This window comes from Arthrobacter sp. NPDC056727 (assembly GCF_042790555.1).
GTDB lineage: Bacteria > Actinomycetota > Actinomycetes > Actinomycetales > Micrococcaceae > Arthrobacter.
In genome coordinates this window covers 67682-92056 of record NZ_JBHTZA010000018.1, presented here as the reverse complement: position 1 = coordinate 92056, position 24375 = coordinate 67682, and the positions used below count along the sequence as shown (strand labels likewise).

The 24375-nt window shown below is 66.8% G+C and carries 24 protein-coding genes and 2 pseudogenes; 9 read left to right on the top strand and 17 right to left on the bottom strand.

The annotated features are described in order from the left end of the window. Positions 1 to 205 precede the first annotated feature (205 nt). From ACFRAH_RS17505 to ACFRAH_RS17485, 5 genes and pseudogenes are all read right to left on the bottom strand, one after another. Positions 206 to 1135 carry an SRPBCC family protein gene (locus tag ACFRAH_RS17505; protein WP_377992169.1) on the bottom strand — a complete coding sequence of 310 codons (930 nt, stop codon included), beginning with the start codon at positions 1133 to 1135 and terminating at the stop codon, positions 206 to 208. A gap of 271 nt (positions 1136 to 1406) precedes the next feature. After that, positions 1407 to 1988, bottom strand: coding sequence for a thymidylate kinase (locus ACFRAH_RS17500; protein ID WP_377992168.1), 582 nt, complete (start codon positions 1986 to 1988; stop codon positions 1407 to 1409). A gap of 409 nt (positions 1989 to 2397) precedes the next feature. Beyond that, a pseudogene (locus tag ACFRAH_RS17495) lies at positions 2398 to 3242 on the bottom strand (PhzF family phenazine biosynthesis protein). Continuing rightward, complete coding sequence (locus ACFRAH_RS17490; RefSeq protein ID WP_377992167.1) at positions 3242 to 3784, bottom strand: YbaK/EbsC family protein; 543 nt, start codon at positions 3782 to 3784, stop codon at positions 3242 to 3244. Before ACFRAH_RS17490 ends, ACFRAH_RS17495 begins: the two are co-directional and overlap by 1 nt. A 27-nt stretch (positions 3785 to 3811) precedes the next feature. Further along, positions 3812 to 4288, bottom strand: coding sequence for a hypothetical protein (locus tag ACFRAH_RS17485; RefSeq protein ID WP_377992166.1), 477 nt, complete (start codon positions 4286 to 4288; stop codon positions 3812 to 3814). A gap of 147 nt (positions 4289 to 4435) precedes the next feature. On the opposite strand from ACFRAH_RS17485, the gene ACFRAH_RS17480 reads away from it, so the two are divergent. From ACFRAH_RS17480 to ACFRAH_RS17470, 3 genes are all read left to right on the top strand, one after another. Next, positions 4436 to 6184, top strand: coding sequence for an ABC transporter ATP-binding protein (locus ACFRAH_RS17480; RefSeq protein ID WP_377992165.1), 1749 nt, complete (start codon positions 4436 to 4438; stop codon positions 6182 to 6184). Next, positions 6181 to 8211: an ABC transporter ATP-binding protein gene (locus tag ACFRAH_RS17475; protein ID WP_377992164.1), complete on the top strand. Its 2031-nt coding sequence runs from the start codon at positions 6181 to 6183 to the stop codon at positions 8209 to 8211. Before ACFRAH_RS17480 ends, ACFRAH_RS17475 begins: the two co-directional genes overlap by 4 nt. Positions 8212 to 8305: 94 nt before the next feature. After that, positions 8306 to 8692, top strand: coding sequence for a DUF4333 domain-containing protein (locus tag ACFRAH_RS17470; RefSeq protein WP_377992163.1), 387 nt, complete (start codon positions 8306 to 8308; stop codon positions 8690 to 8692). Positions 8693 to 8713: 21 nt separating this feature from the next. Here ACFRAH_RS17470 and ACFRAH_RS17465 read toward each other — a convergent pair whose 3' ends face one another. Next, positions 8714 to 8863 carry a lmo0937 family membrane protein gene (locus ACFRAH_RS17465; protein ID WP_307105367.1) on the bottom strand — a complete coding sequence of 50 codons (150 nt, stop codon included), beginning with the start codon at positions 8861 to 8863 and terminating at the stop codon, positions 8714 to 8716. A 100-nt stretch (positions 8864 to 8963) separates the two neighbouring features. Then, positions 8964 to 9887 carry a LysR family transcriptional regulator gene (locus ACFRAH_RS17460; RefSeq protein WP_377992162.1) on the bottom strand — a complete coding sequence of 308 codons (924 nt, stop codon included), beginning with the start codon at positions 9885 to 9887 and terminating at the stop codon, positions 8964 to 8966. A 254-nt stretch (positions 9888 to 10141) separates the two neighbouring features. On the opposite strand from ACFRAH_RS17460, the gene ACFRAH_RS17455 reads away from it, so the two are divergent. After that, the gene (locus ACFRAH_RS17455) at positions 10142 to 10540 is read left to right on the top strand and encodes a hypothetical protein (protein WP_377992161.1); all 399 of its coding nucleotides are present in this window, start codon (positions 10142 to 10144) and stop codon (positions 10538 to 10540) included. 51 nt (positions 10541 to 10591) lie between these two features. On the opposite strand, the pseudogene ACFRAH_RS17450 reads toward ACFRAH_RS17455, so the two are convergent. From ACFRAH_RS17450 to ACFRAH_RS17415, 8 genes and pseudogenes are all read right to left on the bottom strand, one after another. After that, positions 10592 to 11547: pseudogene (locus ACFRAH_RS17450) on the bottom strand (hypothetical protein). A 41-nt stretch (positions 11548 to 11588) separates the two neighbouring features. Beyond that, entirely contained in the window at positions 11589 to 12656 is a 1068-nt protein-coding gene (locus ACFRAH_RS17445) for an LLM class flavin-dependent oxidoreductase (protein WP_377992160.1), read from the bottom strand. A 17-nt stretch (positions 12657 to 12673) separates the two neighbouring features. After that, complete coding sequence (locus tag ACFRAH_RS17440; RefSeq protein WP_377992159.1) at positions 12674 to 12877, bottom strand: 4-oxalocrotonate tautomerase family protein; 204 nt, start codon at positions 12875 to 12877, stop codon at positions 12674 to 12676. A gap of 3 nt (positions 12878 to 12880) precedes the next feature. Then, a complete protein-coding gene (locus ACFRAH_RS17435) occupies positions 12881 to 14368 on the bottom strand; it encodes an aldehyde dehydrogenase (RefSeq protein ID WP_377992158.1) in 1488 nt (495 codons plus the stop codon). After that, positions 14358 to 15095, bottom strand: a complete 738-nt coding sequence (locus tag ACFRAH_RS17430) for an alpha/beta fold hydrolase (protein ID WP_377992157.1) — start codon at positions 15093 to 15095, stop codon at positions 14358 to 14360. Before ACFRAH_RS17430 ends, ACFRAH_RS17435 begins: the two co-directional genes overlap by 11 nt. Before the next feature lie 12 nt (positions 15096 to 15107). Then, complete coding sequence (locus tag ACFRAH_RS17425) at positions 15108 to 15662, bottom strand: amino acid synthesis family protein (RefSeq protein WP_377952307.1); 555 nt, start codon at positions 15660 to 15662, stop codon at positions 15108 to 15110. Beyond that, positions 15659 to 16270, bottom strand: a complete 612-nt coding sequence (locus ACFRAH_RS17420; RefSeq protein ID WP_377992156.1) for an amino acid synthesis family protein — start codon at positions 16268 to 16270, stop codon at positions 15659 to 15661. The genes ACFRAH_RS17425 and ACFRAH_RS17420 overlap by 4 nt, the downstream gene beginning before the upstream one ends. A 54-nt stretch (positions 16271 to 16324) precedes the next feature. Beyond that, positions 16325 to 17005: a GntR family transcriptional regulator gene (locus tag ACFRAH_RS17415; protein WP_377992155.1), complete on the bottom strand. Its 681-nt coding sequence runs from the start codon at positions 17003 to 17005 to the stop codon at positions 16325 to 16327. A gap of 141 nt (positions 17006 to 17146) precedes the next feature. On the opposite strand from ACFRAH_RS17415, the gene ACFRAH_RS17410 reads away from it, so the two are divergent. The 5 genes from ACFRAH_RS17410 (at position 17147) to ACFRAH_RS17390 (ending at position 22046) form a co-directional block, all read left to right on the top strand. Further along, positions 17147 to 18085, top strand: a complete 939-nt coding sequence (locus ACFRAH_RS17410) for a flavin reductase (RefSeq protein ID WP_377992154.1) — start codon at positions 17147 to 17149, stop codon at positions 18083 to 18085. 102 nt (positions 18086 to 18187) lie between these two features. Beyond that, entirely contained in the window at positions 18188 to 19618 is a 1431-nt protein-coding gene (locus ACFRAH_RS17405) for a purine-cytosine permease family protein (protein ID WP_377992153.1), read from the top strand. A gap of 11 nt (positions 19619 to 19629) precedes the next feature. Next, positions 19630 to 20223: a cysteine hydrolase family protein gene (locus ACFRAH_RS17400; RefSeq protein WP_377992152.1), complete on the top strand. Its 594-nt coding sequence runs from the start codon at positions 19630 to 19632 to the stop codon at positions 20221 to 20223. A gap of 121 nt (positions 20224 to 20344) precedes the next feature. Beyond that, positions 20345 to 20542 (top strand): hypothetical protein, encoded by a 198-nt coding sequence (locus ACFRAH_RS17395; RefSeq protein ID WP_377992151.1) that lies wholly within the window; start codon positions 20345 to 20347, stop codon positions 20540 to 20542. A gap of 13 nt (positions 20543 to 20555) precedes the next feature. Continuing rightward, a complete protein-coding gene (locus tag ACFRAH_RS17390) occupies positions 20556 to 22046 on the top strand; it encodes an NAD-dependent succinate-semialdehyde dehydrogenase (protein WP_377992150.1) in 1491 nt (496 codons plus the stop codon). A 20-nt stretch (positions 22047 to 22066) separates the two neighbouring features. Here ACFRAH_RS17390 and ACFRAH_RS17385 read toward each other — a convergent pair whose 3' ends face one another. After that, positions 22067 to 22546, bottom strand: coding sequence for an Lrp/AsnC family transcriptional regulator (locus ACFRAH_RS17385; protein WP_377992149.1), 480 nt, complete (start codon positions 22544 to 22546; stop codon positions 22067 to 22069). Positions 22547 to 22629: 83 nt separating this feature from the next. Continuing rightward, positions 22630 to 24360: a thiamine pyrophosphate-binding protein gene (locus ACFRAH_RS17380; RefSeq protein ID WP_377992148.1), complete on the bottom strand. Its 1731-nt coding sequence runs from the start codon at positions 24358 to 24360 to the stop codon at positions 22630 to 22632. Positions 24361 to 24375: the final 15 nt, after the last annotated feature.

Here is a 24375-nt window from a genome sequence, read left to right as displayed (position 1 = left end):
CCCCCGACGCTGGGGGAATGAAGGTGAATCCCACGTTGCCACCGCGCACCGTGCAGGTCAATCCTCAAAATTAACCGGATAATTCCCCGGCTTTTACGGCACCACCAAATGGACAAAAACGACGGCGGGTTGTCCCGCCGTCGTTTTGCGTTTCTGCCGGGAGCCGCCGTCAAAATAACGGACGACGGCGGCCCTGGAGTTTGGACTAATGCTGGCCGCTGGTGCCGCCCAGGGGCGGGAGGGTGCCGGGACCGCGGTCCGTGCTTCCGGCCCGGTCCGCGGCGCTGCGCGTGTCGCTCGCCGCCGTCTCATCCGAGTCGCCTTCGTCGTCCACCAGTCCGTTGGTCTGGTCGAAGGGGTGGGCGATGCTCTCGTCCGTCAGTGCCGAGCCCGTGCCCGCCGAGCCCGTGCCCGCCGAGCCCGTGCCCGCCGTGCCGGTAACAGTCGTGTCGGCAACAACGGTCGCTTCGGTGTACTCCGGCACTACCGGGGTGACGGTCTCGTCCACAACGTATTCGGTGTCCGTATCCCTGTCCTTGCTCCCCGCGGCAACGGCCGCTGCGGCGCCTGCTGCCGCAGCCACTCCGGCCGCAGCGGCAGCCTTGCCGGAGATGCCTGCCTTGCCGCTGTCGCCGAGCGATCCGGCGGCATGCTCAACGCCCGGCGTGCCCACCGAGCCGCCATCGTTGACCGAACCGCGCCAGGCGCCGCTCGCGTAGCCTTCGTCCTCGATGAATTCCTTGAACCTCTTGAGGTCGGCCTCGGCCTGGTGCTCCACGACATGGAGCTTGTCGCCGATCTTCTCCACAAGTCCTTCGGGTTCGTAGTCGATGAACAACCTGATGGAGGTCTGGCCGCCGCCCACGTCTTCAAACTCCACGGACCCGGCGTTGGTGGCCCCCTCCGTCGCCGCCCAGGCAACCTTCTGGTCCGGCTTCTGTTCGAGGATCCGCGCCTCCCACTTGCGCTTCACTCCCGCGATCTCGGCCACCCATTCGAGGCGGTCGTCGCTGAGCTGGGTCACTTTCCTGACGCCGCCCATGAAGTGCGGAAATTCTTCGAACTGGGTCCACTGGTTGTATGCCGTGCTGACCGGCACGTTCACCAGAATGCGCTTCTCAATCCTCGTGCTCATAGTGTCTCCTTCGTCGAAGTGAACAGGTGATGGTCCGGCGGGCCGAAGTCATCAGCATGCTTACTATATCGTCAGCGGCGGGGCGTGGCCAGAGCGGGCAGTGCCGGACCATGGTGTTGGGGCGGGAACGTGAAGCCTCCGCGCGAATCAAAGGACTCAAGCGCGGAGGCTTCCAGCACTCCATTTTTGGGGGGAAAGAGGAGAGCTGGCACTAATGTACAGCCGGCGGGGGATCAGTAAAGCCGTATCGGGCCATTTCGGCAATTCTTGACTAAACCTTGAGTTGCCGGCGGGAATCGACGGCGTCAACCAGCCTGTCGAGCACCTCGGCCGGCGGGCCGCCGGCGTCGATCTTCACCATCTGCGCGTATTCGGGCAGCGCCCGGTAGGCGTTCCGCAGCGCGGTCAGGTCGGCCACGGATTCCTCGTCCGTGCCGCGCGCCAGGATCCGCCGGTGCGCGGTCTCAGGCGTTACGTCCAGGTGGAGGACCAGGTCCGGGGCGGGCAGGGCGCCAAGCAGCCAGGGAAGAAGCCGTCCCCGGCGCAGGCCCCGGGCCCCGCGCAGCGCCAGCTGGCAGTGGAGGTGCCGGTCCATGACAACAAGGCCCGGGAACCGGGACGCCCGGAAAGAGGACACCAGTACGTTGAACACCCGCAGGGTGGTTTCCGCGGCGTCGGCCAGGCGGGGTGGCAGCCCGACGCCGAATCTGGCGGCGAGCAGGGACATCCGCCGCCGGCCAGCGTAGTTGCTCAGTACAAGTGCGCTGCTGCCCGCGGCGCGGGCGCCGGCAACCAGGGAACGGCCCGCCGTCGTTTTTCCCGAACCGTCGATTCCTGTCAGGACAATAAGCATGTGGCCTCCTTCTGTCCCCTGTCCAAGGTCCTCTCGTCCAATGTCCTCCTGTCCGATGTCCTCCTGTCCAACGGCCGGGGGGCCGGGCAACGTTGCCGCTTTGAGGCGCACGTCACGTTTATCCGGCCCGCACACACCCCCAACGGTCGACGGCGACCCGCCGGATCCTGCAGCGATCTTTCCGTAAAGTTGCGCCATTCTTGAGCCGTGCGCGGGACAGTAGTGCGCAGGGGCCGTGCAGAAGCGCTGCGGCCCCGCAAGAGACTCATCAACGAAGTTCACCGACGCAGATCACCCTCACGGATCGCCCAGCAAGACCATGGACTGGGACGGGCAGGCGCAATGGGGCACCGGCCCGTCCCCGGCACGTCCGCCGGGCTGAGGGGCGGACGCCCGCCGCGGGGCCCGGTTACAGGAAGACGCTGCCCCGGATGACTGTGCGGCTGGTGCCGCCCACCCAGATGCTGTCCCCTTCGCTCGTGATGGTCAGCCGGCCGCCGCGGCCCAGGGCAGTGCCCTGGCTGACAGTGTAGTTTCCCTCCGCCACGCCCGAGCCGATGAGCCATTGGGCGAGGCCGGCGTTAAGGCTGCCGGTGACCGGGTCCTCGGGAATGTCGAGGCCGGGAACGAAGCCGCGCACCTCAAAGTCCGCGGGGCGCCGTCCCCGTAGGCGCCGATGACGCCCACGTTCAGCTGTCCCATGGCCACGAAGTCCGGCGTAAGGTCCAGCACCTGACGGGCCGAGGCCAGCCTGATTCCAAGCCAGCCCGGGCCGTTGTCCACCCAGTTGCTGTCCAGCACCTGCTCGGGCGTGATGCCCAGGCTCGCGATGGCCTGCTCCAGAACCTCAGGTTCCACGGGACCGGAACGGCGCAGCGGCGGGGCCTCGAAGAACTGTTCACCGGCGGTCTGGCTGATTTTGACGAGGCCCACCTCGCATTCCTGCACGAGTTCGCCCGGCCGCTGCGGCCGGCCGCCGTTCTCCAGCCACGCGTGCGCGGACCCCAGGGTGGGGTGGCCCGCGAAGGGAAGCTCGGACGCCGGAGTGAAGATCCGCAGCCGGTAGTCCGCCTCCGGCTGTGTTGGCTTCAGCAGGAACGTGGTTTCGGAGAGGTTGGTCCAGTTGGCAAAGCTCTGCATCTGCCCGGCCGAAAGGCCGTCGGCGTCATGGACGACGGCCACCGGGTTGCCGGGCTTGGGCCCCGGGGCGAACACATCGACCTGCGAAAACGGGTATTCGTTCACGGTGGCCATTATGCCTCCGCCGGTTCGCGCGGTTCGGATTCACGCAGTTCGGATTGGTTGGGAAGCGTGGCGAGCCCGTCCACCACTTCGACTCCCGGGAGTTTGAGGAGTTCGGCAGGGTCCAGGACGATCTTGCTGGACCTGTTGCCGCCGCCCATGACCACGCGGGCCACCCCCAGCACGGCCCGGTCCACGTACACGGGGAGACCGTCGATGCCGGGCACGGTGACGCCGCCCACCAGCATGCCGGTCAGCGCGGTGGTGGTCTCGGCGTCGGCAAAGGAGGCACGCTTGACGTCGAGCAGGGCCCGGACCGTACGGTTCACGTCCAGGCGGGTGGTGCCCAGGACCACGCACACCGCATACCGGGGCGGCTCCACCTTCTTGGAGGCGACCAGGATGGTGTTGGCTGCCTGCTCAATGGTGAAGCCGTAATGGGCGCAGAATTCCGCCGTGTCCGCCAGTTCCGGCAGGCATTCGAGGACCTCGTGTGCCACGCCATGGGCGGCCAGGGCCTCCGCGACGGCGGGCAGGAGGAGCGTGTCAGTCACAGGAGTTCTCCTTTAAGGGTGGCGTCTTTAAGGGCGGTTAAGGGTGGCGTCTTTAAGGGCGGTGTCCGCGCCGGAAGCTGCCGGCACGGGATAGGCGGGTGCGCCGCGGCGCAGCAGGAAGAACCGGTTGGACGCGGGAAGCCACATGAGCGTGGCCCCGGCCAGCGTAAGGACCAGGCCGGCAAGGATCAGGGCAGTCATGTCCACGGGTGCCCCGAGGGCCGACAGGGCCGCGGCGACAGTAAGGAGGATGCGGGCCCAGCGTGCGCCGTGCAGCAGATGCTGGGCGGCCAGTACCTGCAGGGCGGTCAGCGGAACGGCGAACGCCACCAGATAGGGCACGGCCCAGCCGGGGATCGACTGGCCGAAGTCGATTCCCGAGACCTCCAGGATGACAGGCATCATGCCCGCCACCACGGCGCTGGCCACCCAGCAGGCCGCCGAGAGCCGGACAGCGTGCGGTATGTTTCCGGGCTCGCCAAAGCCCAACTGCTGATCGCTCAATGAAGTCCCCATTCTTCAATTTGCGGTGCTTAAATTTGCCGTTTCCGGATTTTCCGGCGACGGCCCCAGCCTACAGGCTCTCATCAGCCGCCGGACGTACACTGGCCTTCCCATCACTTCGAGGACCTGCTGCGAGGTTGGACCTGCATGCTCTGGAAGCTTCTTGTCCGGTACCTGCGGCCGCAACGGCGGCTGCTGATCGCCGTCGTCGTTTTTCAGCTGGCGCAGTCCATTGCTTCCCTCTATCTCCCCACCCTGAACGCGGACATCATCGACCTGGGTGTGGCGAGGGGGGACACCGGCTACATCCTGCGCGTCGGCAGCCTGATGCTGTTCATCACCCTGCTGCAGATCGCCTGCGCGGTGACCGCGGTGTACTTCGGGGCCAAGGCGGCGATGGGGATGGGCCGGGACCTGCGCGGTGCGATCTTCACGCGGGTGGGCGGATTCTCCGAGCAGGAGGTCACCCGGTTCGGCCCGGCCAGCCTGATCACCCGGTCCACGAACGACGTCCAGCAGGTGCAGCAGCTGGTGCTGATGTCCGCCACCCTCATGGTGGCCGCGCCCATGCTCAGCATCGGCGGCGTGGTGATGGCGGTCAGGCAGGATGCCCAGCTGTCGTGGCTGATCGCGGTGAGCGTGCCGGTGCTGCTGGCCGGCGTCGGGGTGATCATCAGCCGGATGGTGCCGCTGTTCCGCCTGATGCAGCTGCGGATCGACGCCGTCAACAGGGTGCTCCGCGAGCAGCTGGCCGGTATCCGGGTTGTGCGGGCGTTCGTGCGCGAGGACCTGGAAACGGAGCGGTTCGCGGGCGCCAATGAGGACGTGACGGACACGGCGTTGCGGGCGGGGCGGCTGATGGCGCTCGCCTTTCCCGTGGTGATGCTGGTGCTCAACGTCTCCAGCGTGGCGGTGATCTGGTTCGGTTCGTTCCGGATCGAGGACGGCTCCATGCAGGTGGGCACGCTGGTGGCGTTCCTCAGCTACCTGCTGCAGATCCTGATGTCGGTCATGATGGCCACCTTCATGGCTGTGATGATCCCGCGCGCCGCGGTCTCTGCGGACCGGATCGGTGAGGTGCTGGAGACGGAGTCCTCGGTGCGGCCGCCGGCGCGTCCGGTGTATTTTGGCGATTCGTCCGGCGGCCCGGCCCGCGGCGAGCTGGAAATGCGTGACGTCGGGTTCGCCTACCCGGGTGCCGAGCGGCCGGTCCTCAGTGGCGTCAGCTTCACCGCCGCCGCGGGCAGGACGACGGCGGTCATCGGCAGCACGGGCTCGGGGAAAACCACCCTGGTGAACCTCATGCCGCGGCTCTTCGACGCCACCTCCGGGGCCGTGCTGATGGGCGGCGTGGACGTGCGGGAACTGCACCCGGACCTGCTGTGGGGGCACATCGGCCTGGTGCCGCAGCGGCCGTACCTGTTCTCCGGGACCGTGCGGAGCAACCTGCTCTACGGCAAGCCGGACGCCACCGAGGAGGAGCTGTGGCACGCGCTGGCCACGGCCCAGGCGGAGGACTTCGTGCGCGAGATGGAGGGCGGGCTGGACGCGCCCGTCTCGCAGGGCGGCACAAACGTCTCCGGCGGCCAGCGGCAGCGGCTGGCGATCGCCAGGGCGCTGGTGAAGCGGCCGGAGCTGTACATCTTTGACGACTCGTTTTCCTCGCTGGACACCGCCACGGATGCCCGGCTCCGGCAGGCGCTGCGCCGGGACACCGCCGGGGCCACGCTGGTGATCATCGCCCAGCGCGTCTCCAGCATCGTGGACGCGGACCAGATCCTGGTGCTCGACGGGGGCAGGATCGTCGGGCGCGGAACGCACAGTGAGCTTTTGGAGACCTCGGAGACGTACCGCGAGATCGTGTCCTCGCAGCTGGCGGCGGAGGAGGCGGCATGAGCACGGCCCGCGGCACCCAGCCCGCCCCCGGAACCGGAACGCCCGGAACCGGTGCTGCCTCCGGAACCCGGCAGGCCGACGTCGTCCGCATTCCCCGGCCCGCCGGCGGACCGGGGCGCGGCGGACCGTTTGCCGGGATGAATGTCCCGGCGGAGAAGGCGCTGAACTTCGGGGAGTCAGCCCGGCGGCTGCTGGGGGAGCTGCGCCCCGAGCGGGCCTGGCTGGCGCTGGTACTGGCGCTCGCCGTCGTCGGCGTCGCGTTCTCGGTGACCGGGCCGCGGCTGCTGGGCGAGGGCACCAACCTCATCTTCTCCGGCGTCGTGTCCAAAAACCTGCCGGCCGGGGCGAGCAAGGAGCAGGTGATTGCCGGGCTGCGGGCGGCCGGGCAGGACGCGCAGGCGGACATGCTGGGGGCCATGACGCTGACGCCGGGCGCGGGCATCGACTTCTCGGCGCTGGCAAACGTGCTGCTGTGGGCGCTGGCGCTGTATGTGCTGGCGTCGGCGTTCGGCTGGATCCAGGCGTACGTGCTCAACGGCGTGGTGCAGCGGACCGTGTACCGGCTGCGGGAACGGATCGAGGCGAAGATCCACCGGCTGCCGCTTCGGTACTTCGACTCCATCCAGCGCGGCGAGCTGCTCAGCCGGGTCACGAACGATGTGGACAACATCTCGCAGAGCCTGCAGCAGTCGATCAGCCAGGCGGTGACGTCGCTGCTCACGGTGCTGGGCGTGCTGGTGATGATGTTCCTGCTCTCGCCGGTGCTGGCGCTGATTGCGCTGGTGACGGTGCCGCTGACGCTGGTGACGACGGCGCTGATCGCCAAGCGCTCGCAGAAGCTGTTCGTGGCGCAGTGGAAGCACACGGGGGAGCTGAACGGGCAGATCGAAGAAACGTATACCGGGCACGCGCTGGTGAAGGTGTTCGGCCGGCAGCGGGAGGTGGAGGAGCTGTTCCGGGAGAAGAACGCGGAGCTGTTCGAGGCGAGCTTCGGGGCGCAGTTTATTTCCGGCCTCATCATGCCGGCGCTGACGTTCATCGGGAACCTGGTCTACGTGGGGATCGCAGTGGTGGGCGGCCTGCAGGTGGCGTCCGGGGCCATGCAGCTGGGCGACGTGCAGGCGTTCATCCAGTACTCACGGCAGTTCACCCAGCCGCTGGCGCAGCTGGGGTCGATGGCCAACCTGCTGCAGTCCGGGGTGGCGTCGGCGGAGCGGGTGTTCGAACTGCTGGACGAGGAGGAGCAGTCTTCGGATGCTGCCGGTGCCGCCGCTTCCGCGGGGCGTGGCCGGCTGGTGTTCGAAAACGTGTCGTTCTCCTACTCGCCGGACAAACCGCTGATCACTTCGCTTTCCCTGGTCGCGGAGCCGGGGCAGACGGTGGCGATCGTGGGCCCCACCGGGGCCGGGAAGACCACCCTGGTGAACCTGATGATGCGGTTCTACGAGCTGGATGCCGGGCGGATAACGCTCGACGGCGTGGACATCACTTCTGTCCCGCGGCGGGAGCTACGCTCGCGGATGGGCATGGTGCTGCAGGATACGTGGCTGTTCGGCGGGACCATCCGGGACAACATCGCGTACGGCCGGCCGTCGGCGTCGGAGGCCGAGATCGTGGAGGCGGCGCAGGCGACGTACGTTGACCGGTTCGTGCGCGCCCTGCCGGAGGGGTACGACACCGTGCTCGAGGACGAGGGCTCCAACGTGTCCGCCGGCGAGAAGCAGCTGCTGACCATTGCGCGGGCGTTCCTGTCCCGGCCATCGGTGCTGATCCTGGATGAGGCGACTTCTTCCGTGGACACCCGGACGGAGCTGATGGTGCAGAAGGCGATGAGCGCGCTGCGTTCGGACCGGACTTCGTTTGTCATTGCCCACCGCCTGTCCACGATCCGCGATGCCGACCTCATCCTGGTGATGGAGGCCGGGCAGATCGTGGAGCAGGGCACGCACGCGTCGTTGCTTGCCGCGGGCGGGGCGTATGCGCGCCTGTACGAGGCCCAGTTCGCGGCGCCGGCGGCGGAGGTTTAAGGGCGGTCCCCCCGCAGGCAACCTTTCCTCAAGGAATACGCTGCAGAGTTGTTATCGGCCGGAACGAGCTAAATTTCGGATCGAAAGGACGGCGATGAACATCAGGCGTATTACTCTGTCGGCAGCGGCACTGCTTGGGGCCCTAACTATTGCGGGCTGCGCTGCGCCGGCTCCCACTCCGGGGCCCGCCGCCTCTGCGACGCCGAGCCGGACCGCCGCGCCGGCCCCCTCGCCCGCAGCCAGGAGTTTCACGGCAGCGGCCAGCGGCAAGCTCCTTGCGGCCCGGCTCATGACCCGTGTCCACACCACGAGCGCAGGCCTCAAGGTCACAGGGGTGGAGTGCAAGAACTTCCCGAACATCAAGGTGGGCACTCACACCGATTGCCAGGCGCGGATCAACGGCGCCAAGCGCGGGTACCTCGTCACGTTCACCGAGCGCGACGGCCACTACATCGTCAAGCCGCAGAAGGTCACCTGGTAGCCGCGGGGACACGACGGCAAGCTACACGCGGGAGGACCTGCCGCGGATGAAGTGGAAGATCAGGACCACCACGGCTATGACCAGAAGCAGGTGAATCAGCCCGCCGCCGATGTTGCCGAGCAGGCCGAGAAGCCAGAGAACAGCGATGATGATGGCTATCCAAAGCAACATGAGAGTCTCCTTAGTTTGCATCCACGGCTGTGGTGCTATCACCCTATGCCTGGATTCCGTTGCCGGAAATAGTTTCCGGGACAGCCGCCGGACGTGCCGGTCAGGGAGTCGAGCGCGTGTCGAACGCCGCAGCCGATTCCCGCAGCAGGCGCGCCACCGTGTCCACCGGTGTGCTGCCCGAGCGACGCCGGTCGAAGCGCCGCAGCACGATGCGCCGTGTACCCAGTCCGGGGACGTCCAGGATGTCCACCCCGGCCTGGACGACGCCGCTCAGCGCCAGGGTGGGCACGATGGCGACGCCCTCGCCCGCCGCGACCAGCGCCAGGGCGGTCAGCGTGTCCTGGTACTGGTGAACAGTTTCCATCTGGGCACCCGTGGACTCGCGGAGCCGGCCCAGCACCGAAGCGTTCGCAGCTGAGGACTCGACGCCGAGCCAAGGAAGCGGCAGGCGGCCAAGGTCGATGTTCTCGGTAGAAAGCAGGGCACCCGCGGGAACCACCAGTTTCCAGGGCTCGTCCAGCAGGGGCTCTTCGGTCATCCCGGCGGACAGTGAACGCTGGCCGGTCGTCGTCGAGTCGAGTTCCACCACGACGGCGTCGAGCGCGCGCTGCCGGAGCAGCCGCATCAGGGCCGGGAAGTCGTCCTCGATCATCCGGATCTGCAGTTGCGGGTACTGGATGCGCCACCCTGGCAGGCGCGGAATCACCACCGTGCGGACAAAGCTGGTGAATCCGCCCACCCGCACCACACCTGAGATCTTGGCCCCGCCTTCAATCCGGGCGCGGGCGACGCTGAGTGCGCGTTCGATCTCTTCGCCGGCTTCTGCAACGGCCAGGCCGGCCGGTGTCAAAACGGAGCCTTTGGGTGTGCGCACCACCAAAGCGTGCCCCGTCTCTTCCTCTAATTTGTTGAGCTGCTGGGACACAGCCGAGGGCGTAATGCCCAGTTCGTCAGCCGCGGCGAGCACTCCGCCCGTTCGGGCAACCGCAAGAAGAACTCGCAGCCGGCGCGGATCGATATCCATGTTAAGTAGTTCTAAACCATGTCTTCAGAAGAATGCAATTGATCTAAAGTTCCGTCTTCCTCATAATTGCTGTTAAAAGTACAGGTAAGGGATACGGGCCCGGCCGTCCAGTGATCGTGGTCCCCCCAATAACACGCTGTTCCAGCGATGCGTGATCCCTGCGGCAACGGCGCCACTTTCTAACAAAACAAATCGCCCGTCATCTTCGTTCCGCACAGCGGATGGGAGCCGGGCATCAATCCTGAAAGGACATCATGGAACTGCTGTGGGAAATCTCCGGTTGGGCAGGCGCGGTCGCGATACTCAGTGCGTACCTGGCGGTGTCCATGGGTTGGCTTAAAGCCGGCAAGGGTTTCCAGACCGCCAATCTCCTGGGGTCCTGCGCCTTCATTATCAATGGCGCATTCCACGAAGCATGGCCGTCCGTGGTCACGAACGTTGCCTGGTTCCTCATTTCCGCGGTAGCGCTCCTTCGCATGCGCGCCACGCAGGAGTCGCCGGTGGCCGCCGCCGAAGCCCCGCCGGTGCAGTTCCCCGGTGTCCCCGAAACCGGCCCGTTGGCCATCATCGAGGCTCCGCAGGTGCAGTTCCCCGGTCTCCCCGAAACCGGCCAGCTGGCAATCATCGAGACGCCGCAAGCACGCTGCGCCTAAGCGTACGACGGCGGGACGTCCCGCCGTCGTCCGGCTAAGAACGCCGTTTACCTACACAGAGGCCGCGCCGGCGGCGTCTGCAGCCGCCCGCGCATACGACGCCGTGACCCGGCGGTAGACCGGTGTCAGGAAGGCGGCCACGGCCGCCAAAACCATGATGACGCCGGCCACCAGGAACACCAGGGCAATGCCGCGGGAGGTGCCCTCGCCCAGGAGCGGGGCCAGTTGGGCGGCGCCCTCGGCGGACCGCGCGTACGGGATGATCCAGAACTGGGCGATCGGGGCAATCAGGAATGCCGTGACCGGCGCCGCCGCGGACTCGAATGTCATGGCGAACCCGAACACCCGGCCCTGGCCATCACGGCCACGGCGATGAGCAGCGTGCGCAGCGGGTTGGCGCCGAGAGCGAAGACGGCACCCCACATCTCCACGGAGAACATCTCCAGCCCGTACGGATCCATCAGCGCCATGTAGACGCCGCCGATGAAGTTGTTGAACGTGGAAAACAGGATGAGCGCGAACAGTCCGGCGATGGCAAGCACGGCTGCGAGTGAACCGCGCAGATCGAATCCGCCCTGGGCATCCGTGGCGGCCGCGCGCACTTCCTCGGGCATGCGCAGGGTAAGCAGGTGCACAAACGCCAAAGCGGTGAGCACCAGGGCGACGACGATCGTCCACCCCATGCCCAGCAGCCCGACGGACAGCCCGGAGAGCAGGAGCATGACGCCGGACAGCATGAACATCACCAGGGTGAAGCCCGCGGCGAAGCGCATCACCGCCAGCTTGCGGTAGCGGTCCACGAAGGTGCCGAAGCTGATGCCGGACAGGGCGATCAGCAGCATGTAGGCGCCGCCGACCACCCCGGTGGCGATCACGTTGCGCGTTCCCAGGTACACCCAGAACGTCAGTGCGAACCAAAGGTAGCTGGTGGTGACGTTGGCAAGCGCGGTGTTCACCAGAAAACAGAGCGCGAACGTACAGTTGCGGCCCCAAAAGAACCCAGGAATGGGGCCACAAGTGTACGTTCGCGCCTGGGGAATGTCCTGGCTTAGCGGGCCGCGGAAACCGGCTGCTCCTGGAAGGCCGGCATGACCTGCTCGATGAAGAGCTCGAGGGAGCGCTTCTTCTCCTCATGGGTCAGGCTGTTGTCGGACCAGAGGCTGAACTCGGTGACGCCCAGTGCCTCGTAGTGGCGGAGCCGCTCGATGATTTCCTCGGGCGTGCCGATCATCGCCGTCCGGTGCAGGGATTCCGGCGTGAACTCCGGGCGGTCGGCGAACTTTTCCTCCGGGCTGGGCTCGAGGAAGCCGTTCTTCGGGGTGGTTTTGTTGCCGAACCACGCATCAAACGTCCGGTAGAACTTCTGGATGCCCTCGGCCGGGCGCCGCCAACCTTCGGGCTCGTCCGCGCCGTGGACGTGGGTGTGGCGGAGCACCATGAGGTCCGGGCGGGGGACGCCGGGGTTGTTCTCGACGGCGGTGTCGAACTTCCGCGCGAGGTCCTCCACCTCCTCGTCGCCCTTCATCAGCGGCGTCACCATCACGTTGCAGCCGTTGGCGACGGCGAACTCGTGCGAGGAGATGTCGCGGGCGGCGATCCACATGGGCGGCGTCGGCTTCTGCAGCGGCTTCGGGACGCTGGTGGACGTCGGGAACTGCCACACCTCGCCGTCGTGGGCGTAGTCGCCTTCCCAGAGCGCACGCACTGCCGGCACCATCTCGCGCAGGTGCTTGCCGCCGTCGACAGCGGACATGCCGCCCATCAGCCGGTCGAACTCGAACTGGTACGCGCCGCGGGCCAGGCCCACTTCCATCCGGCCGTTGCTGATGACGTCCAGCAGCGCCGTTTCGCCGGCGACGCGGAGCGGGTTCCAGAACGGCGCGATGATGGTCCCGGCACCCAGGCGGATGCGCGAGGTGCGCGCCGCCAGGTAGGCCAGCTGCGGCATGGGGCTGGGGGAGATGGTGTACTCCATCGAGTGGTGCTCACCGATCCAGACGGTGCTGAAGCCGCCGGCCTCGGCGATGAGGGCGAGTTCCGTCAGGTTCTCGAAGCACTCGCGGTGCGAGACGGACTCGTCCCACCGTTCCATGTGGACGAAGAGGGAAAAGCGCATTAGTGACTCCTTTGGTCTTACTTCGCGGCGGCCGCGTTGCGTTCGGCGATGGTCTGGTTGCCGCGGGACCAGTGTTCGGGTTCGATTTCGCGGATGATGACGGTGGTGTTTTCGGGTACCGCGCCCACGGCGTTCTCGGCGGCGCGGTGCAGCTCGGCGATGAGCGAGCGGAGCTGCTCGGGCGTCCGGCCCCGGGCGATGGAAACTTCGATCAGCGGCAAGGGTCAGCTCCTCATGATGAAGGGGTCGGCGATGGGGGACTCGTCCGTGTTGATCCAGACACTCTTGAGCCTGGTGTACTCGCGGATGCTCTCGATGCCGTGCTCGACGCCGACGCCGCTGGTCTTGAACCCCTCGCGGGGCGATGCGGGGGACATGGCACGGTAGGTGTTGACCCAGACGGTTCCCGCCTCCAGGCGGCTCGCCATCCGGTGTGCCCTGGCCAGGTTGGTGGTCCAGACGCCGGCGGCGAGGCCGTACGTGGTGTCGTTGGCGAGCCGGAGCACCTCCTCTTCGGTTTCGAAAGGCATGATGGCCGCCACCGGGCCGAAGATCTCTTCCCGCACCACGCGCATGGAATTGTCGACATCGGTCAGGACGGTGGGTTCGAAGAAGTAGCCGCCGAGCGGGATGTTGGGGCGGCCGCCGCCGGTCAGGACGGTGGCGCCTTCGGAGACGCCCAGGTCAACGTAGCTGGCCACCTTGTCGCGCTGGTCCTGGAAGGCCAGCGGGCCGAGCTCGGTGGCGTCGAGCAGCGGGTCTCCAATGACGATGCTGCGGGCACGGTTTGCGACGCGCTCCAGCAGTTCGTCGTAGACGGACTTGTGGGCGAAGACACGGCTGCCCGCGATGCAGGTCTGGCCTGCCGCGGCGAAAATGCCTGCCACAACACCCATGGACGCGTTCGTGATGTCGGCGTCACCGAAGACAATGTTCGGTGACTTGCCGCCCAGCTCCAGGGTGGAGCCGATGAACCGGGACGCCGTGGACGCGGCGATCCGCGCACCTGTGCCGGTGCTGCCGGTGAACGAGATCTTGGCCAGCCGCGCGTCGTCAACCAGGGCCGCACCGGCCTCTGCACCGAAGCCCGTGACCACGTTGATCACGCCGGCGGGGAACCCCGCCTCATCGGCCAGGGCGGCCAGGCGGAGGACGGTGGCCGAGGTGTATTCGGACGGCTTGATCACGATCGTGTTGCCGGCCGCGAGGGCGGGGGCGAGCTTGCTGGTGGTCAGCGTCAGCGGCGAGTTCCATGGCGTGATGGCACCCACCACGCCCAGCGGTTCGCGGAGCGTGTAGTTCAGGATGGCCGGGGTGGAGCCGGGGATGGTGTCGCCCTGGATCTTGTCGGCCAGCCCGGCGTAGTAGTAGTAATACTCCGGCATGGATGCCAGCTGCGCCCGCATCTCCCGCAGGAGCTTGCCGTTGTCCTGGCTTTCCATCCGTGCGAGCTCATCGGCGTGCTCACCCACCAGGTCGCCGAGGCGGCGGAGCAGGTGCCCGCGCCTGGTCTGGCTCAGGTTCCGCCAGCTGGGATTCTCGAAGGCCGCGGACGCCGCGGAGACAGCCTTTTCGACGTCGGCCGCGTTGCCCCGTGCGGCCTGGTACAGCACATCGAGGGTCGCCGGGTTGGTGCTGTCGAAGTATTCGCCGGATGACGGCGGGACAAATTCCCCGTTGATGAAGTGGTTGTAGCGGCGTTCAACGGACATGTGAATGCTCCTTGATGAAAGCGGTAAGCGTGTTGGCGAGCTCTTGGGGACGTTCCACCGGCATCATGTGGCGGGCGCCGCTGATGACGGAGTAGGTGCAGCCGGGGATGGCCGCGGCCAGCCGCGCGCTCATCCCGGGCGTCGACCCCGGGTCCAGCTCGCCGGTCACGGCGTGGGAAGGAACGGTGATCAGGGGCAGCTCGGCGGCGATTTCCGCGTCTGCCGTGGCGAACACGCGGTAGCAGGCCAGGAAGGACTTCGGATCGTTCTTCAGCAGGACTTCCCGCGTCGCTTCGACCGTCTCCGCCGGGACGGAGGACCCTTCCGGATACCAGCGGCGGATCGATGCCTCCACTGTTGCCGGGAAATCGGATCCGGCCGAGGCCAGCCGGACCATGACGGCGGCGTGCTCCTCGGAGGTGCGCGCGCAGACCGAGGCGACCGACACCAGGCTGGCAACCAGGTCAGGCCTGAACCTGGCCACGTGCTGGGCCACGAGGGCGCCCAGCGAGAAGCCCACCAGGTGCGTGTCCGGCTCGAGCCGTTCGGCGGCATCCGCCGCGAGCTCGGCCAGCGTTACCCCCTCGGGAGCCTTTGGCCGGCTCCCGTGTCCCAGCAGTTCCAGGATCTGGACGTCGTATTCCGGTTCAAGGAATTCGCGGAGGGGGCCCCACATCGACCCGTCAAGGCCGACGCCGTGGATGAGGGCTATGCGGTCGCGGCTCACGGCGGCTGGCACCTAGTTCGTTTCGGTGGCGAACGCTGCCAGTCGCTGCTGGGGCCGTCCCTGGGCAGCGGCGGCGAGGGCGATCACGATCTCGTCGGCGTGCGGTGCGTCGTTGATCCGCACCTCGATGCTCTGGTGGTGCGAGCGGATGGTGGCGTCGGTGATGTGCTTGAGCGGGATGTCGAAGACAACACCGGCCGGTCCGCGCTTTTCCACTGCGGGCAGGAGCGTGGTGGCGTTGGCGGCGTCGCGGAAGTGGTTTCCGAAGGCCAGCGTGTGGATGAGCCCGGAGCCGTGCTCGATTTCGCCGTTCAGCCCGACGATGGCGGCCTTGCCGTACGCCTCGGCGGGGGAGCCGAGGGCTTCGAGGACGCGGGGCGCAAGCAGCGCGCCGATGTCAGAGGCGTTGCCGTCGATGCCGGCGGAGAGGTCCTCCACGAAGCCCTGGCCTGCCCATGGGTTCTTGACGATGGCTGCGACGACGGCGACCCGTGCAGCGGGGCTGACCTCGCGGCCGCCTTCGATCAGGACGTCTTCGGTCAGGGTGACGATCTTACGGATGCTCATGAAACAAGTTCTCCTAGTGTGTCTGCTTTGACGATGGGGTCGGTGAGGCGGTCACCGATGCGGGAGTGGGGGCGGGGCCCGGTGGATGCACCGAGGACGACGACGATCTCACCCGGGCGGGGTGCGTCACTGACCCGTGTGGTGATGGTCTGGTAGTGGGTCCGGGTTGCTGCGGCGTTCTTGTGCCACAGGGGTACGACGAGGGAGGCGCCGGCGTCTCCCCGGTCATCGGCGAAGCAGATGATGGATTCACCTTCGAAGAACTCGCGGACGAGGTTGCCGAAGAACGGCGTGTGGATGAGCGCAGCGCCGTGCTCAATTTCACCGTCCGTGCCCACAATCGCGGCCTTGCCGAAGGCCTCGATGGCGTCCACGCCGCCGAGGTTGGCCGCGAGCAGCTCGGTGAGTTTGCGCGCCAGCACCGGGGCCAGCTGCACCACCTCGTCGTTGAGGTCGTCGGTCGGGTTGCCGCCCAGCCAGGGGTTGCTGACGACGGCTGCTGCCGTTGCGCGGACTGCGGGAACAGCGGGTGAGGCCCCGTTCTCGAGCAGGATTTCCTCGCTGTAGTACACGATCTTGCGGATGCCGAACCCGTGGTCGTTCGTCATTGGATCACTTCAATCATGGAGAAGCGCATGGCTTCCTTTCGTGGGTCGTTAGGTTCAGTTCCGGCGGTCTTGCGCCGGGTCGGTCAGGGCCTCCCGGGATGAGGCGTGAACGTGGTTCCTCATGGCGGATTCGGCCCCGAAGGGGTCTTTGTGTTCGATCATGTCCAGGACGGCGCGGTGTTCGCGGGTTGAGGCCTCGAGCCGGCCCGGATGTTCGACCGTGCGCAGGACCAGCCGCTGGTAGGCGAGCTGGTTCATGAGCCGCTCGTAGTGCTCAACAAGCTTGCGGTTGTCCGAGCCGCGGACGATCGTCCAGTGGAACTCATGCACCAGCCGGGCATAGGCGTCGGTGTCATGGGTGAGCGACGCCATTTCTGACTCCTCAAGGTTCCGGCGCAGGACGGCCAGCTCCTGGACCTCGCCGCGGCGGGCCAGCAGGGACGCGGCCAGTCCCTCAAGGGACTCCTTGAGCTGGAAGAGCTCGATGATCTCCCTGCGGGTGGGTTCCCGCACGAAGGTGCCAACCTTCGGGCGGATTTCCACCAGGCCCTCGTGCTGCAGCTGCTTAAGCGCTTCCCGGATCGGGGTCCGGCTGACGTCGAACTCCTGCGCGAGGAACGCTTCGGGAACGACTGCGCCCGGGGGGAAGTCGCCTCCCAGGACCAGCCGGCGGATCCGGTCCAGGAGCCCGTCCCGCTCAGCGGCTTCCCTGACTACTTCGAGATCATCTTGCATACATGAAAGCGTATGTTGCATGCATCAGCACCGTCAACAGGTTTGGCTAGGTTTTTCCAAAACTCGCGGTTTTGTAGGGAATGCGCGGATTTTTCGCCTCCCCCTTGACCTCGGGTTGTGAGCTGGATTACCGTCATTGGTATGCAACAGACCTTGGAACCGCTCATCACATCGGCTTGGCTCGCGGCCTGGGACAAGGGAGACCTTGATGCCCTCGATGGCCTCGTAGCCGCCGGCTACACGCGCACCAGCAAGGCGACGGGTGCAACTGTCGACCTCGCTGGCCTCAAGTCAGAGATCGCTGCGGTCCGGGAAGCTTTCCCCGACCTGCGCACCACGGTCGATGACGTCGTCGAAGGGGACGGCACCGTCGCCGTCTTCTGGACCTCCACCGGCACGCACACCAATGAATACCTTGGAGTTCCGGCAACGGGACTCACCGTCCAGACCCGGGGTTCGAACATCCTGGTCCTCGAGGAGGGCAGGATCGTCCGCGAATCAGTGACCTGGGACGGCAGCGAACTGCTCGCAGGCCTCGGCATCCGGCCCCTGCGCGGCATCGCGGCACCCGCCGTCACCGACGGCGACGGCTTCCCGGAACTCGACCCGGACCTGATGAAGGCCTTCAACCGGCAGTTCATCACCGGCGTTACAGTCGTGACCACCAAAGAAGGCGAAACCCCCAAGGGGCTGGCGGCCAACTCCTACTGCTCCGTCTCGCTCGAACCGCCGCTGGTGCTCGTATGCGTCCAGAAGACGTCCAGCACCTACTCTGCGCTCTTCTCCTCAAGCCACCTCGGCATCAACATCCTGGGGACTGAACAGCTGGACACGGTGAAGGTCTTTGCCTCGAAGGCCGCGGATAAGTTCGCCGAGCTCGACTGGCATGAAGGGCCCAAGGGAAGCCCCCTCCTGGACGGCTCTGCAGCTTCCCTGGAGGCCGAAATCCAGGAACGGTTCCAAGCCAAGACCCACACGGTCTTCATCTGCCGGGTCCGCCACGCGGAAACCAGCAGCACCGCCCCCATGGTCTACAAGGCCGGACGGTTCTTCGACGGCGCTGAACTCGCCCAACTCTAAAGTTCCGGCGCGGCTGACCACCCTCGCACAGGAAACCAGCCGCGCCGACCCAGTCTGCTCTCAAGCAGCGCACCTAGGTGCGCATCCCACAATAGGACAACAATGAGCCCAGAAACCATGAGCGCCGCCGAAAACAGCGTCGCCGAAGACCGCGGTTACCGCGACAGCCTCACCAAAATCGAGCCCTACGGCATCGAGCACATCCCCGACGTCGAACGCCACGGGAAGCCCCGCTCCCAGTTCTTCCTCTGGTTCGCCGCGGGAATGAACTTCCCCATCGTCGTCCTCGGCTTCAGCGCCACCTACTTCGGCCTTCCGTTCTGGGCCGCAGTCCTGGCGATCGTCCTCGCCGGCGTGACCTCCTCGGCAGGCATGGGATACCTGTCGGCCATGGGAGTCCGGCTGGGTGTTCCCCAGCAGATGCAGGGCCGCGGACCGCTTGGCTTCATCGGCAACCTGTTCCCGGTGGCCTACGTGAACGTGTTTGCCGGCATCGGCTGGGCCGCGGTGACCGTCATCCTCGGCGGCCAGGCCATCGCGCTGCTCACCGACATTCCGTTCTGGGTCTCCTCCCTGATCCTCATGGGCATCCAGCTCGGCGTGGCCGTCATCGGCTACAACCTGATCCACTTCCTGCAGCGCATCCTGTCGTTCGTCCTGGTGGTCGGCTTCGTCTTCATCACCATCGTGGCAGCGGCCAACGGCAAGGTGGTCAACACCGCCAACGAATCCGCCCCTGGCTTTGACGGCATCGGCGGCTGGATCATCTTCTTCGGCTGGTTCTTCTCCTTCATCGTCGCCTGGATGCCGTTCGCCTCGGACTACTCCCGCTACCTGCCCAACACTCCCGGCAACCGGCGCGGTGCCGGCTGGGCCACCATGTCCGGCAACTTCGTCACCCTCGTCTGGATGGGCATCCTCGGGACCCTGCTCGGATCGACCACCACCGCGTCCGACAGCATCGGCGCGCTCAAGGAACTCATGGGCCCCTGGGCCGCCGTCGGCCTCGGCGTCGTCGCATTGTCTTCCTTCACCCAGAACTTCCTCAACGTCTATGGCGGGGCTATCTCCATCCAGACCATGGGCGTGCCCGTCAAACGCCACACCGCCGTCGTCTTCATCTGCGTGGCCTCCTACCTGGTGGCACTGTGGGGCCAGACCGGATTCAACAGCGGCTTCACGGCCTTCCTCAACCTGACCGCCTACTGCATCGCCCCCTACGTCGCGGTCCTCGTGTGCGACTACCTGTTCGGGGGCCGGCGCACCGAGCGCGGGCTGCGGGAACTGTTCGACAAGAGCCGCAAGTTCGAATGGGGCTTCGTGGCCTGGGCTGCCGGCGTGGTGCTCTCCTCCCCGTTCTGGATGTCCTCGATCTACACCGGCCCCATTGCCGCGGCCTTCCCGCAGATCGGTGACCTCTCCTACTACGTCGGCGGGGCCGTGGCGGCCGGCGTCTACTTCGCCACCCACCGCCGCAAGCGCCTGTCCGGGCTGGAAATGCTCGACCGCAGCGCCGCAGCCCAGACCCTGTGAGCCCCGGCCCTGTGACACCAGACCCTGTGAAGCAGGCGGATGCCACGCTCGTGGTGATCGACATGCAGCGGGCCTTCCGCGACAAGGGCCAGTGGCAGGTGCCGCGGTACCAGGAGATCGTGCCGGTGATCAACCGGCTGCAGGAGGCGCTGGGCACCGGCACCGTGTTCACCCGGTTCATCCGGGACGAAGCGGAAACCGGCGCCTGGGCCGCCTACTACCGGCGCTGGCTAGGCATGAGGTTCCCGGCAGATTCGCCGGCCTGGGGCATCACCCTGGATGTCCCGGCCGACGCGCCCGTGATCGATGCCCCGACCTTCTCCAAGTGGGGGCCGGAGCTTGCCGCCCTGGTCCCCGAGGGAGCGGAGATGGTCCTCGCCGGCGTGGCCACGGACTGCTGCGTCCTGTCCACAGCCCTCGGGGCCGTCGACGCCGGGCGCTTCGTCACCGTCATTTCCGATGCCTGCGCCGCCGTCAGCGACGACGCCCAGAAGCAAACCCTGGCCCTGCTGGAACTGCTCTCGCCCATGTGCGAAGTGGTCACCAGCCAGGAATTCCTGGCCCGCGCCGCGTACGCCAAACCGGCCCTGACCGCAACGGACTAGCAACCAGGAGTGCCGGTGAGTACCGCAACGCTGCCAGGGACCGGCACGGACAAAGACCGCATCACAGCTTGCACTTTTCAAACGGAGCCGGTCGGTCGGACACGAGCCAGGGGAGCCGCTGTTGATTTCCGACGACGGCGGCAACCCCTGGCTGGTGCATGCGTTCACCGCCGTCAGCAGGCGGCGCCGGCTGGTGATCAACGACGAGCACGACGCCTACCGCTGGACCGTCCCGTCCAAGATCAGCCGGTTCTCCAACCGCGTTCCCTGGCTGGACACGGTCCTGAAAAACACCAAGACCACCATGAGCTACGCATAGTAAGGAGCCCGATGTGGCTGAAGGAAAGACCGTGACCACCGAACGCGAAACCGGGCTGCTGGCCTCAGTGCCCACCGGGCTGCTGATCAACGGCGAATGGCGGGATGCGTCCGGCGGCGGCACATTCGACGTCGAGGACCCGGCCACCGGCAAGGTCCTGGCGACGCTGGCCAGCGCCACCAGCGAAGACGCGCTGTCCGCGCTGGATGCGGCCGACGCCGTCCAGGCAGCCTGGGCGCGGACCGCACCGCGTGAGCGGGCAGAGATCCTGCGCCGGGCCTTCGAGCTGGTGACCGGGCGGGCGGAGGACTTCGCACTGCTCATGACCCTCGAGATGGGCAAGCCCCTGGCCGAGGCACGGGGCGAGGTGGCCTACGCGGCCGAGTTCCTGCGCTGGTTCTCCGAAGAGGCCGTGCGGGACTACGGCCGCTACCTGACCACCCCGGAGGGGAAGAACAAGATCCTGGTGCAGCACAAGCCGGTGGGGGCGTGCCTGCTTATTACGCCGTGGAACTTCCCGCTGGCGATGGCCACCCGCAAGGTGGCGCCTGCCGTGGCCGCGGGGTGCACCATGGTGCTCAAGCCGGCAAAGCTCACGCCGCTGACCTCGCAGCTTTTCGCGCAGGTGATGGTGGAGGCGGGCCTGCCGGCCGGCGTGCTGAACGTCGTGTCGTCGTCGTCGGCCTCGTCCATCTCAGGGCCCCTGCTGAAGGATTCCCGGCTGCGGAAGGTCTCCTTCACGGGCTCGACGCCGGTGGGCAGGCAGCTGATGGCGGAGGCGTCCCAAAACGTGCTGCGCACGTCGATGGAACTCGGCGGCAACGCCCCCTTCATCGTGTTTGAGGACGCCGACCTGGACAAGGCAGTGCAGGGCGCGATGGCGGCGAAGATGCGGAACATGGGAGAGGCGTGCACGGCCGCCAACCGGTTCCTCGTGCACGAGTCAGTGGCCCAGGAGTTCACGGCCAAGTTCGCCACGGCGATGAAGGCTCTCCGCCCCGGCCGCGGCACCGAGGCCGGTGTGACGGTGGGCCCGCTGATCGACGGCGGTGCCCGCAAGGATGTGCACGCCCTGGTGGAGGACGCCGTCGCTGCCGGTGCAACCGTCGTCACCGGCGGCGCGCCCGTGGACGGCCCCGGGTACTTCTACCAGCCCACCGTCCTGGCAGGCGTCTCCAATACCGCGGAGATCTTGGGCACCGAGATCTTCGGCCCGGTTGCCCCGGTCACCACGTTCAGTACCGAGGAACAGGCCATAATCATGGCCAACGCCACCGAATACGGCCTGGCCGCGTACCTCTACACCCGTGATTACGCGCGCATGTTCCGGGTGTCGGAGCAGATTGAATTCGGCATGGTCGGCTTCAACGCCGGCGTCATCTCCAATGCCGCGGCCCCCTTCGGCGGGGTGAAGCAGTCCGGGCTGGGGCGTGAAGGCGGCTCGGAAGGCATCGCCGAATACACCACCACGCAGTACATCGGCATCGCTGACCCCTACGCCTAGAGTCTCAACATCCAGAGAGGCTAACCGGCCTTCTGCGTGGCCTCGGCTTCCAGCAGCGGCAGGGTCCTGCCCTGGAAGTGGGTGTTGAGTACGATCACCGTGGTGGAGCGCAGCACCGTCTTGGTGGACATCATCGCGTCGAGCACCCGCTGCAGGTCCGGGTTGGAGCGGGCCGCGATGCGTGCCATGAGGTCCGAGCTGCCGGAGACCGTGTGGATCTCCGTCAGCTCAGGGATGGCGGTGAGGGCTGCCACGACGGCGTCATGCCCCAGGTCCTGGTTGATGGTCAGCGAGCAAAAGGCCACCACCGGGAATCCGAAATGGGCGGGATCGGGCTGGGGCACCCACGAACCGATCACGCCCCTGTCCGTCATGCGGTCCAGCCGGGCCTGGACGGTAGCCCTCGCGATTTTGAGCACCCGCGAGGCCTCCAGCACGGAGGCCCGCGGCGCGTCCGTGAAGAACCGGACAATTTTCGCATCCAATGCATCCACATTCATGGTGTGCTCCCGCTTCCTCCGGATCCGGCAGCACAAACTGCTGCCATCTGTGCCGATGCCCTAGGCAAACTGGCACCATGATCTCACGCCGAGGCGGCGGCGACCCCCGTGAGTTCGCGTTCCTGGTGGGCGTGGAACGCGTCGGCGAGGGCCTGGTCGGCGGCAAGAACCGGGGCCATGCTTTCCCGCATGTAGTCCGCCACCACACTCTGAGAAATCGCCACATCGAGGACGAAGAGGCCCCGGGCGCCGGCTGCCTGCCATTCCCGCAGGGCCGTGATGTCTGCCAGGGAGCGCATCTTCGTTCCGTGGGCGCCCATCGCCCTGGCCACGGCGCTGAAGTCCACTTCCTCAATCTGCATGGCAGTATCGTCGAGGCCCCGCACTGCATACTGGTGGATCTCGGCGCCGTACGCAGCATCGTTGAAGACCACCATGACGCCGCTGGCAATCTCCCGGACGGCGGTTTCAAGGTCCGCCAGGGCCATCAGTGCACCGCCATCGCCGGAAATAAGGACCGTCGTCCTGTCCGGCCGGGCCACTGCCGCCCCCACCGCCGCAGGCAGTCCCAGCCCGATGGTCTGGAAGGCGGTGCCCACCATCATCAGGCCCTGGGGATCCGGTACCTGACAGTACATGGGCATCCAGCCGCAGAAGTGTCCGCCGTCCTGGACGATCGTGCGTTCAGCCGGCAGGACCGAGTCCAGCAGCCGGGCGACGGCGTGCGGGTTCAGCCGGCCGTCAGGTGCGAACTCCGGCGTCGTCTGGTTGAGGCCGAGGGGACCGGCCAACAGCTCCTGATGCTCTGCGCGCCAGCCGCCGCCCGTTGCCGGAACCGCTGCGGCCAGTTGCCACGCAAAGGCTGCGGCGTCCGCCTGGACGAAGTCCGTCACCTGGTCACACGATGCCGCGGACTCCTCGTCCACCTGGATCACGGCAGCCCCAGGCGAAAACAGGGAGCCATACCGTGTCTGGAAGAGGTTCAGTCCGGCCCCGGCAACAAGCACGACGTCGGCCTGCCGCATGATGTCCACGGTCTCCGGCCGGGCGAAGCCGCCCGCAATGCCCAGGTCCCAGGGCGAATCAAAGTAGTTCCGCGCCCTGACGGACGTCGCGTACAGGGCGCCGAGCCTGTCGCCAAGTTCAAGGAGCGCAGCCCGGGCGTTGGACAGGACGGCTCCCCGCCCGGCGACGATCAGCGGACGCCTGGCGCTGCGGAGCACCGAGGCTATCCGCCGCACGTCGAGGCTGTCGGGGTGCAGGACCTTCCCGGCCGGCGGGGCTTCAACGGGCTGCTGCTCTACGGCTGCCCCGAACTCGGAGATACCGAGTGAGGAGATGTCATAAGGGAGGGCTATGACAACCGGCCTCCGCTCCCGGCGGGCAATCGTCCATGCTTCCTCGGTGGTCCGCGCGGCATTGTCTGAAGCAACGGTCAGAGTTTGCACGCCAAGCCCTTGGGCCACCATGACCTGATCGATGTCCCAGGGGCGGGGTCCCGCCGTCGGGGCATCACCCACAACCACCACCATCGGGATCCGTGCCTTTGCGGCCTCGGTGAGTGCGGTCAGGCTGTTGGTGAATCCGGCGCCATAGGTAACGGTGGCGACGGCCACCTTGCCGCTGGCCCGGTAGTAGGCGTCAGCCATCGCGACGGTTCCGGCCTCGTGGCGGGCGCTGATGTAGCGCATGCCCCGGCTGGTGAGGCTGCTGATGAAGAAGGCGTTGCCATTCCCCATCAGGCCAAAGATCACATCGGCATGGCGGGCGCAGACGTCGGCAACAACATCGGATACGGTTTGGCGGTTAGTCATCGGGGTGTTCCTCAT

What these genes read in the sequence shown, in the direction of transcription:
- ACFRAH_RS17505 (WP_377992169.1), bottom strand. Translation starts at nt 1,135, where the DNA reads ATGAGCACGAGGATTGAGAAGCGCATTCTGGTGAACGTGCCGGTCAGC.
- ACFRAH_RS17500 (WP_377992168.1), bottom strand. Translation starts at nt 1,988, where the DNA reads ATGCTTATTGTCCTGACAGGAATCGACGGTTCGGGAAAAACGACGGCG.
- ACFRAH_RS17480 (WP_377992165.1), top strand. Translation starts at nt 4,436, where the DNA reads ATGCTCTGGAAGCTTCTTGTCCGGTACCTGCGGCCGCAACGGCGGCTG.
- ACFRAH_RS17475 (WP_377992164.1), top strand. Translation starts at nt 6,181, where the DNA reads ATGAGCACGGCCCGCGGCACCCAGCCCGCCCCCGGAACCGGAACGCCC.
- ACFRAH_RS17470 (WP_377992163.1), top strand. Translation starts at nt 8,306, where the DNA reads ATGAACATCAGGCGTATTACTCTGTCGGCAGCGGCACTGCTTGGGGCC.
- ACFRAH_RS17465 (WP_307105367.1), bottom strand. Translation starts at nt 8,863, where the DNA reads ATGTTGCTTTGGATAGCCATCATCATCGCTGTTCTCTGGCTTCTCGGC.
- ACFRAH_RS17460 (WP_377992162.1), bottom strand. Translation starts at nt 9,887, where the DNA reads ATGGATATCGATCCGCGCCGGCTGCGAGTTCTTCTTGCGGTTGCCCGA.
- ACFRAH_RS17455 (WP_377992161.1), top strand. Translation starts at nt 10,142, where the DNA reads ATGGAACTGCTGTGGGAAATCTCCGGTTGGGCAGGCGCGGTCGCGATA.
- ACFRAH_RS17445 (WP_377992160.1), bottom strand. Translation starts at nt 12,656, where the DNA reads ATGCGCTTTTCCCTCTTCGTCCACATGGAACGGTGGGACGAGTCCGTC.
- ACFRAH_RS17435 (WP_377992158.1), bottom strand. Translation starts at nt 14,368, where the DNA reads ATGTCCGTTGAACGCCGCTACAACCACTTCATCAACGGGGAATTTGTC.
- ACFRAH_RS17425 (WP_377952307.1), bottom strand. Translation starts at nt 15,662, where the DNA reads ATGAGCATCCGTAAGATCGTCACCCTGACCGAAGACGTCCTGATCGAA.
- ACFRAH_RS17420 (WP_377992156.1), bottom strand. Translation starts at nt 16,270, where the DNA reads ATGACGAACGACCACGGGTTCGGCATCCGCAAGATCGTGTACTACAGC.
- ACFRAH_RS17415 (WP_377992155.1), bottom strand. Translation starts at nt 17,005, where the DNA reads ATGCAAGATGATCTCGAAGTAGTCAGGGAAGCCGCTGAGCGGGACGGG.
- ACFRAH_RS17410 (WP_377992154.1), top strand. Translation starts at nt 17,147, where the DNA reads ATGCAACAGACCTTGGAACCGCTCATCACATCGGCTTGGCTCGCGGCC.
- ACFRAH_RS17405 (WP_377992153.1), top strand. Translation starts at nt 18,188, where the DNA reads ATGAGCCCAGAAACCATGAGCGCCGCCGAAAACAGCGTCGCCGAAGAC.
- ACFRAH_RS17385 (WP_377992149.1), bottom strand. Translation starts at nt 22,546, where the DNA reads ATGAATGTGGATGCATTGGATGCGAAAATTGTCCGGTTCTTCACGGAC.
- ACFRAH_RS17380 (WP_377992148.1), bottom strand. Translation starts at nt 24,360, where the DNA reads ATGACTAACCGCCAAACCGTATCCGATGTTGTTGCCGACGTCTGCGCC.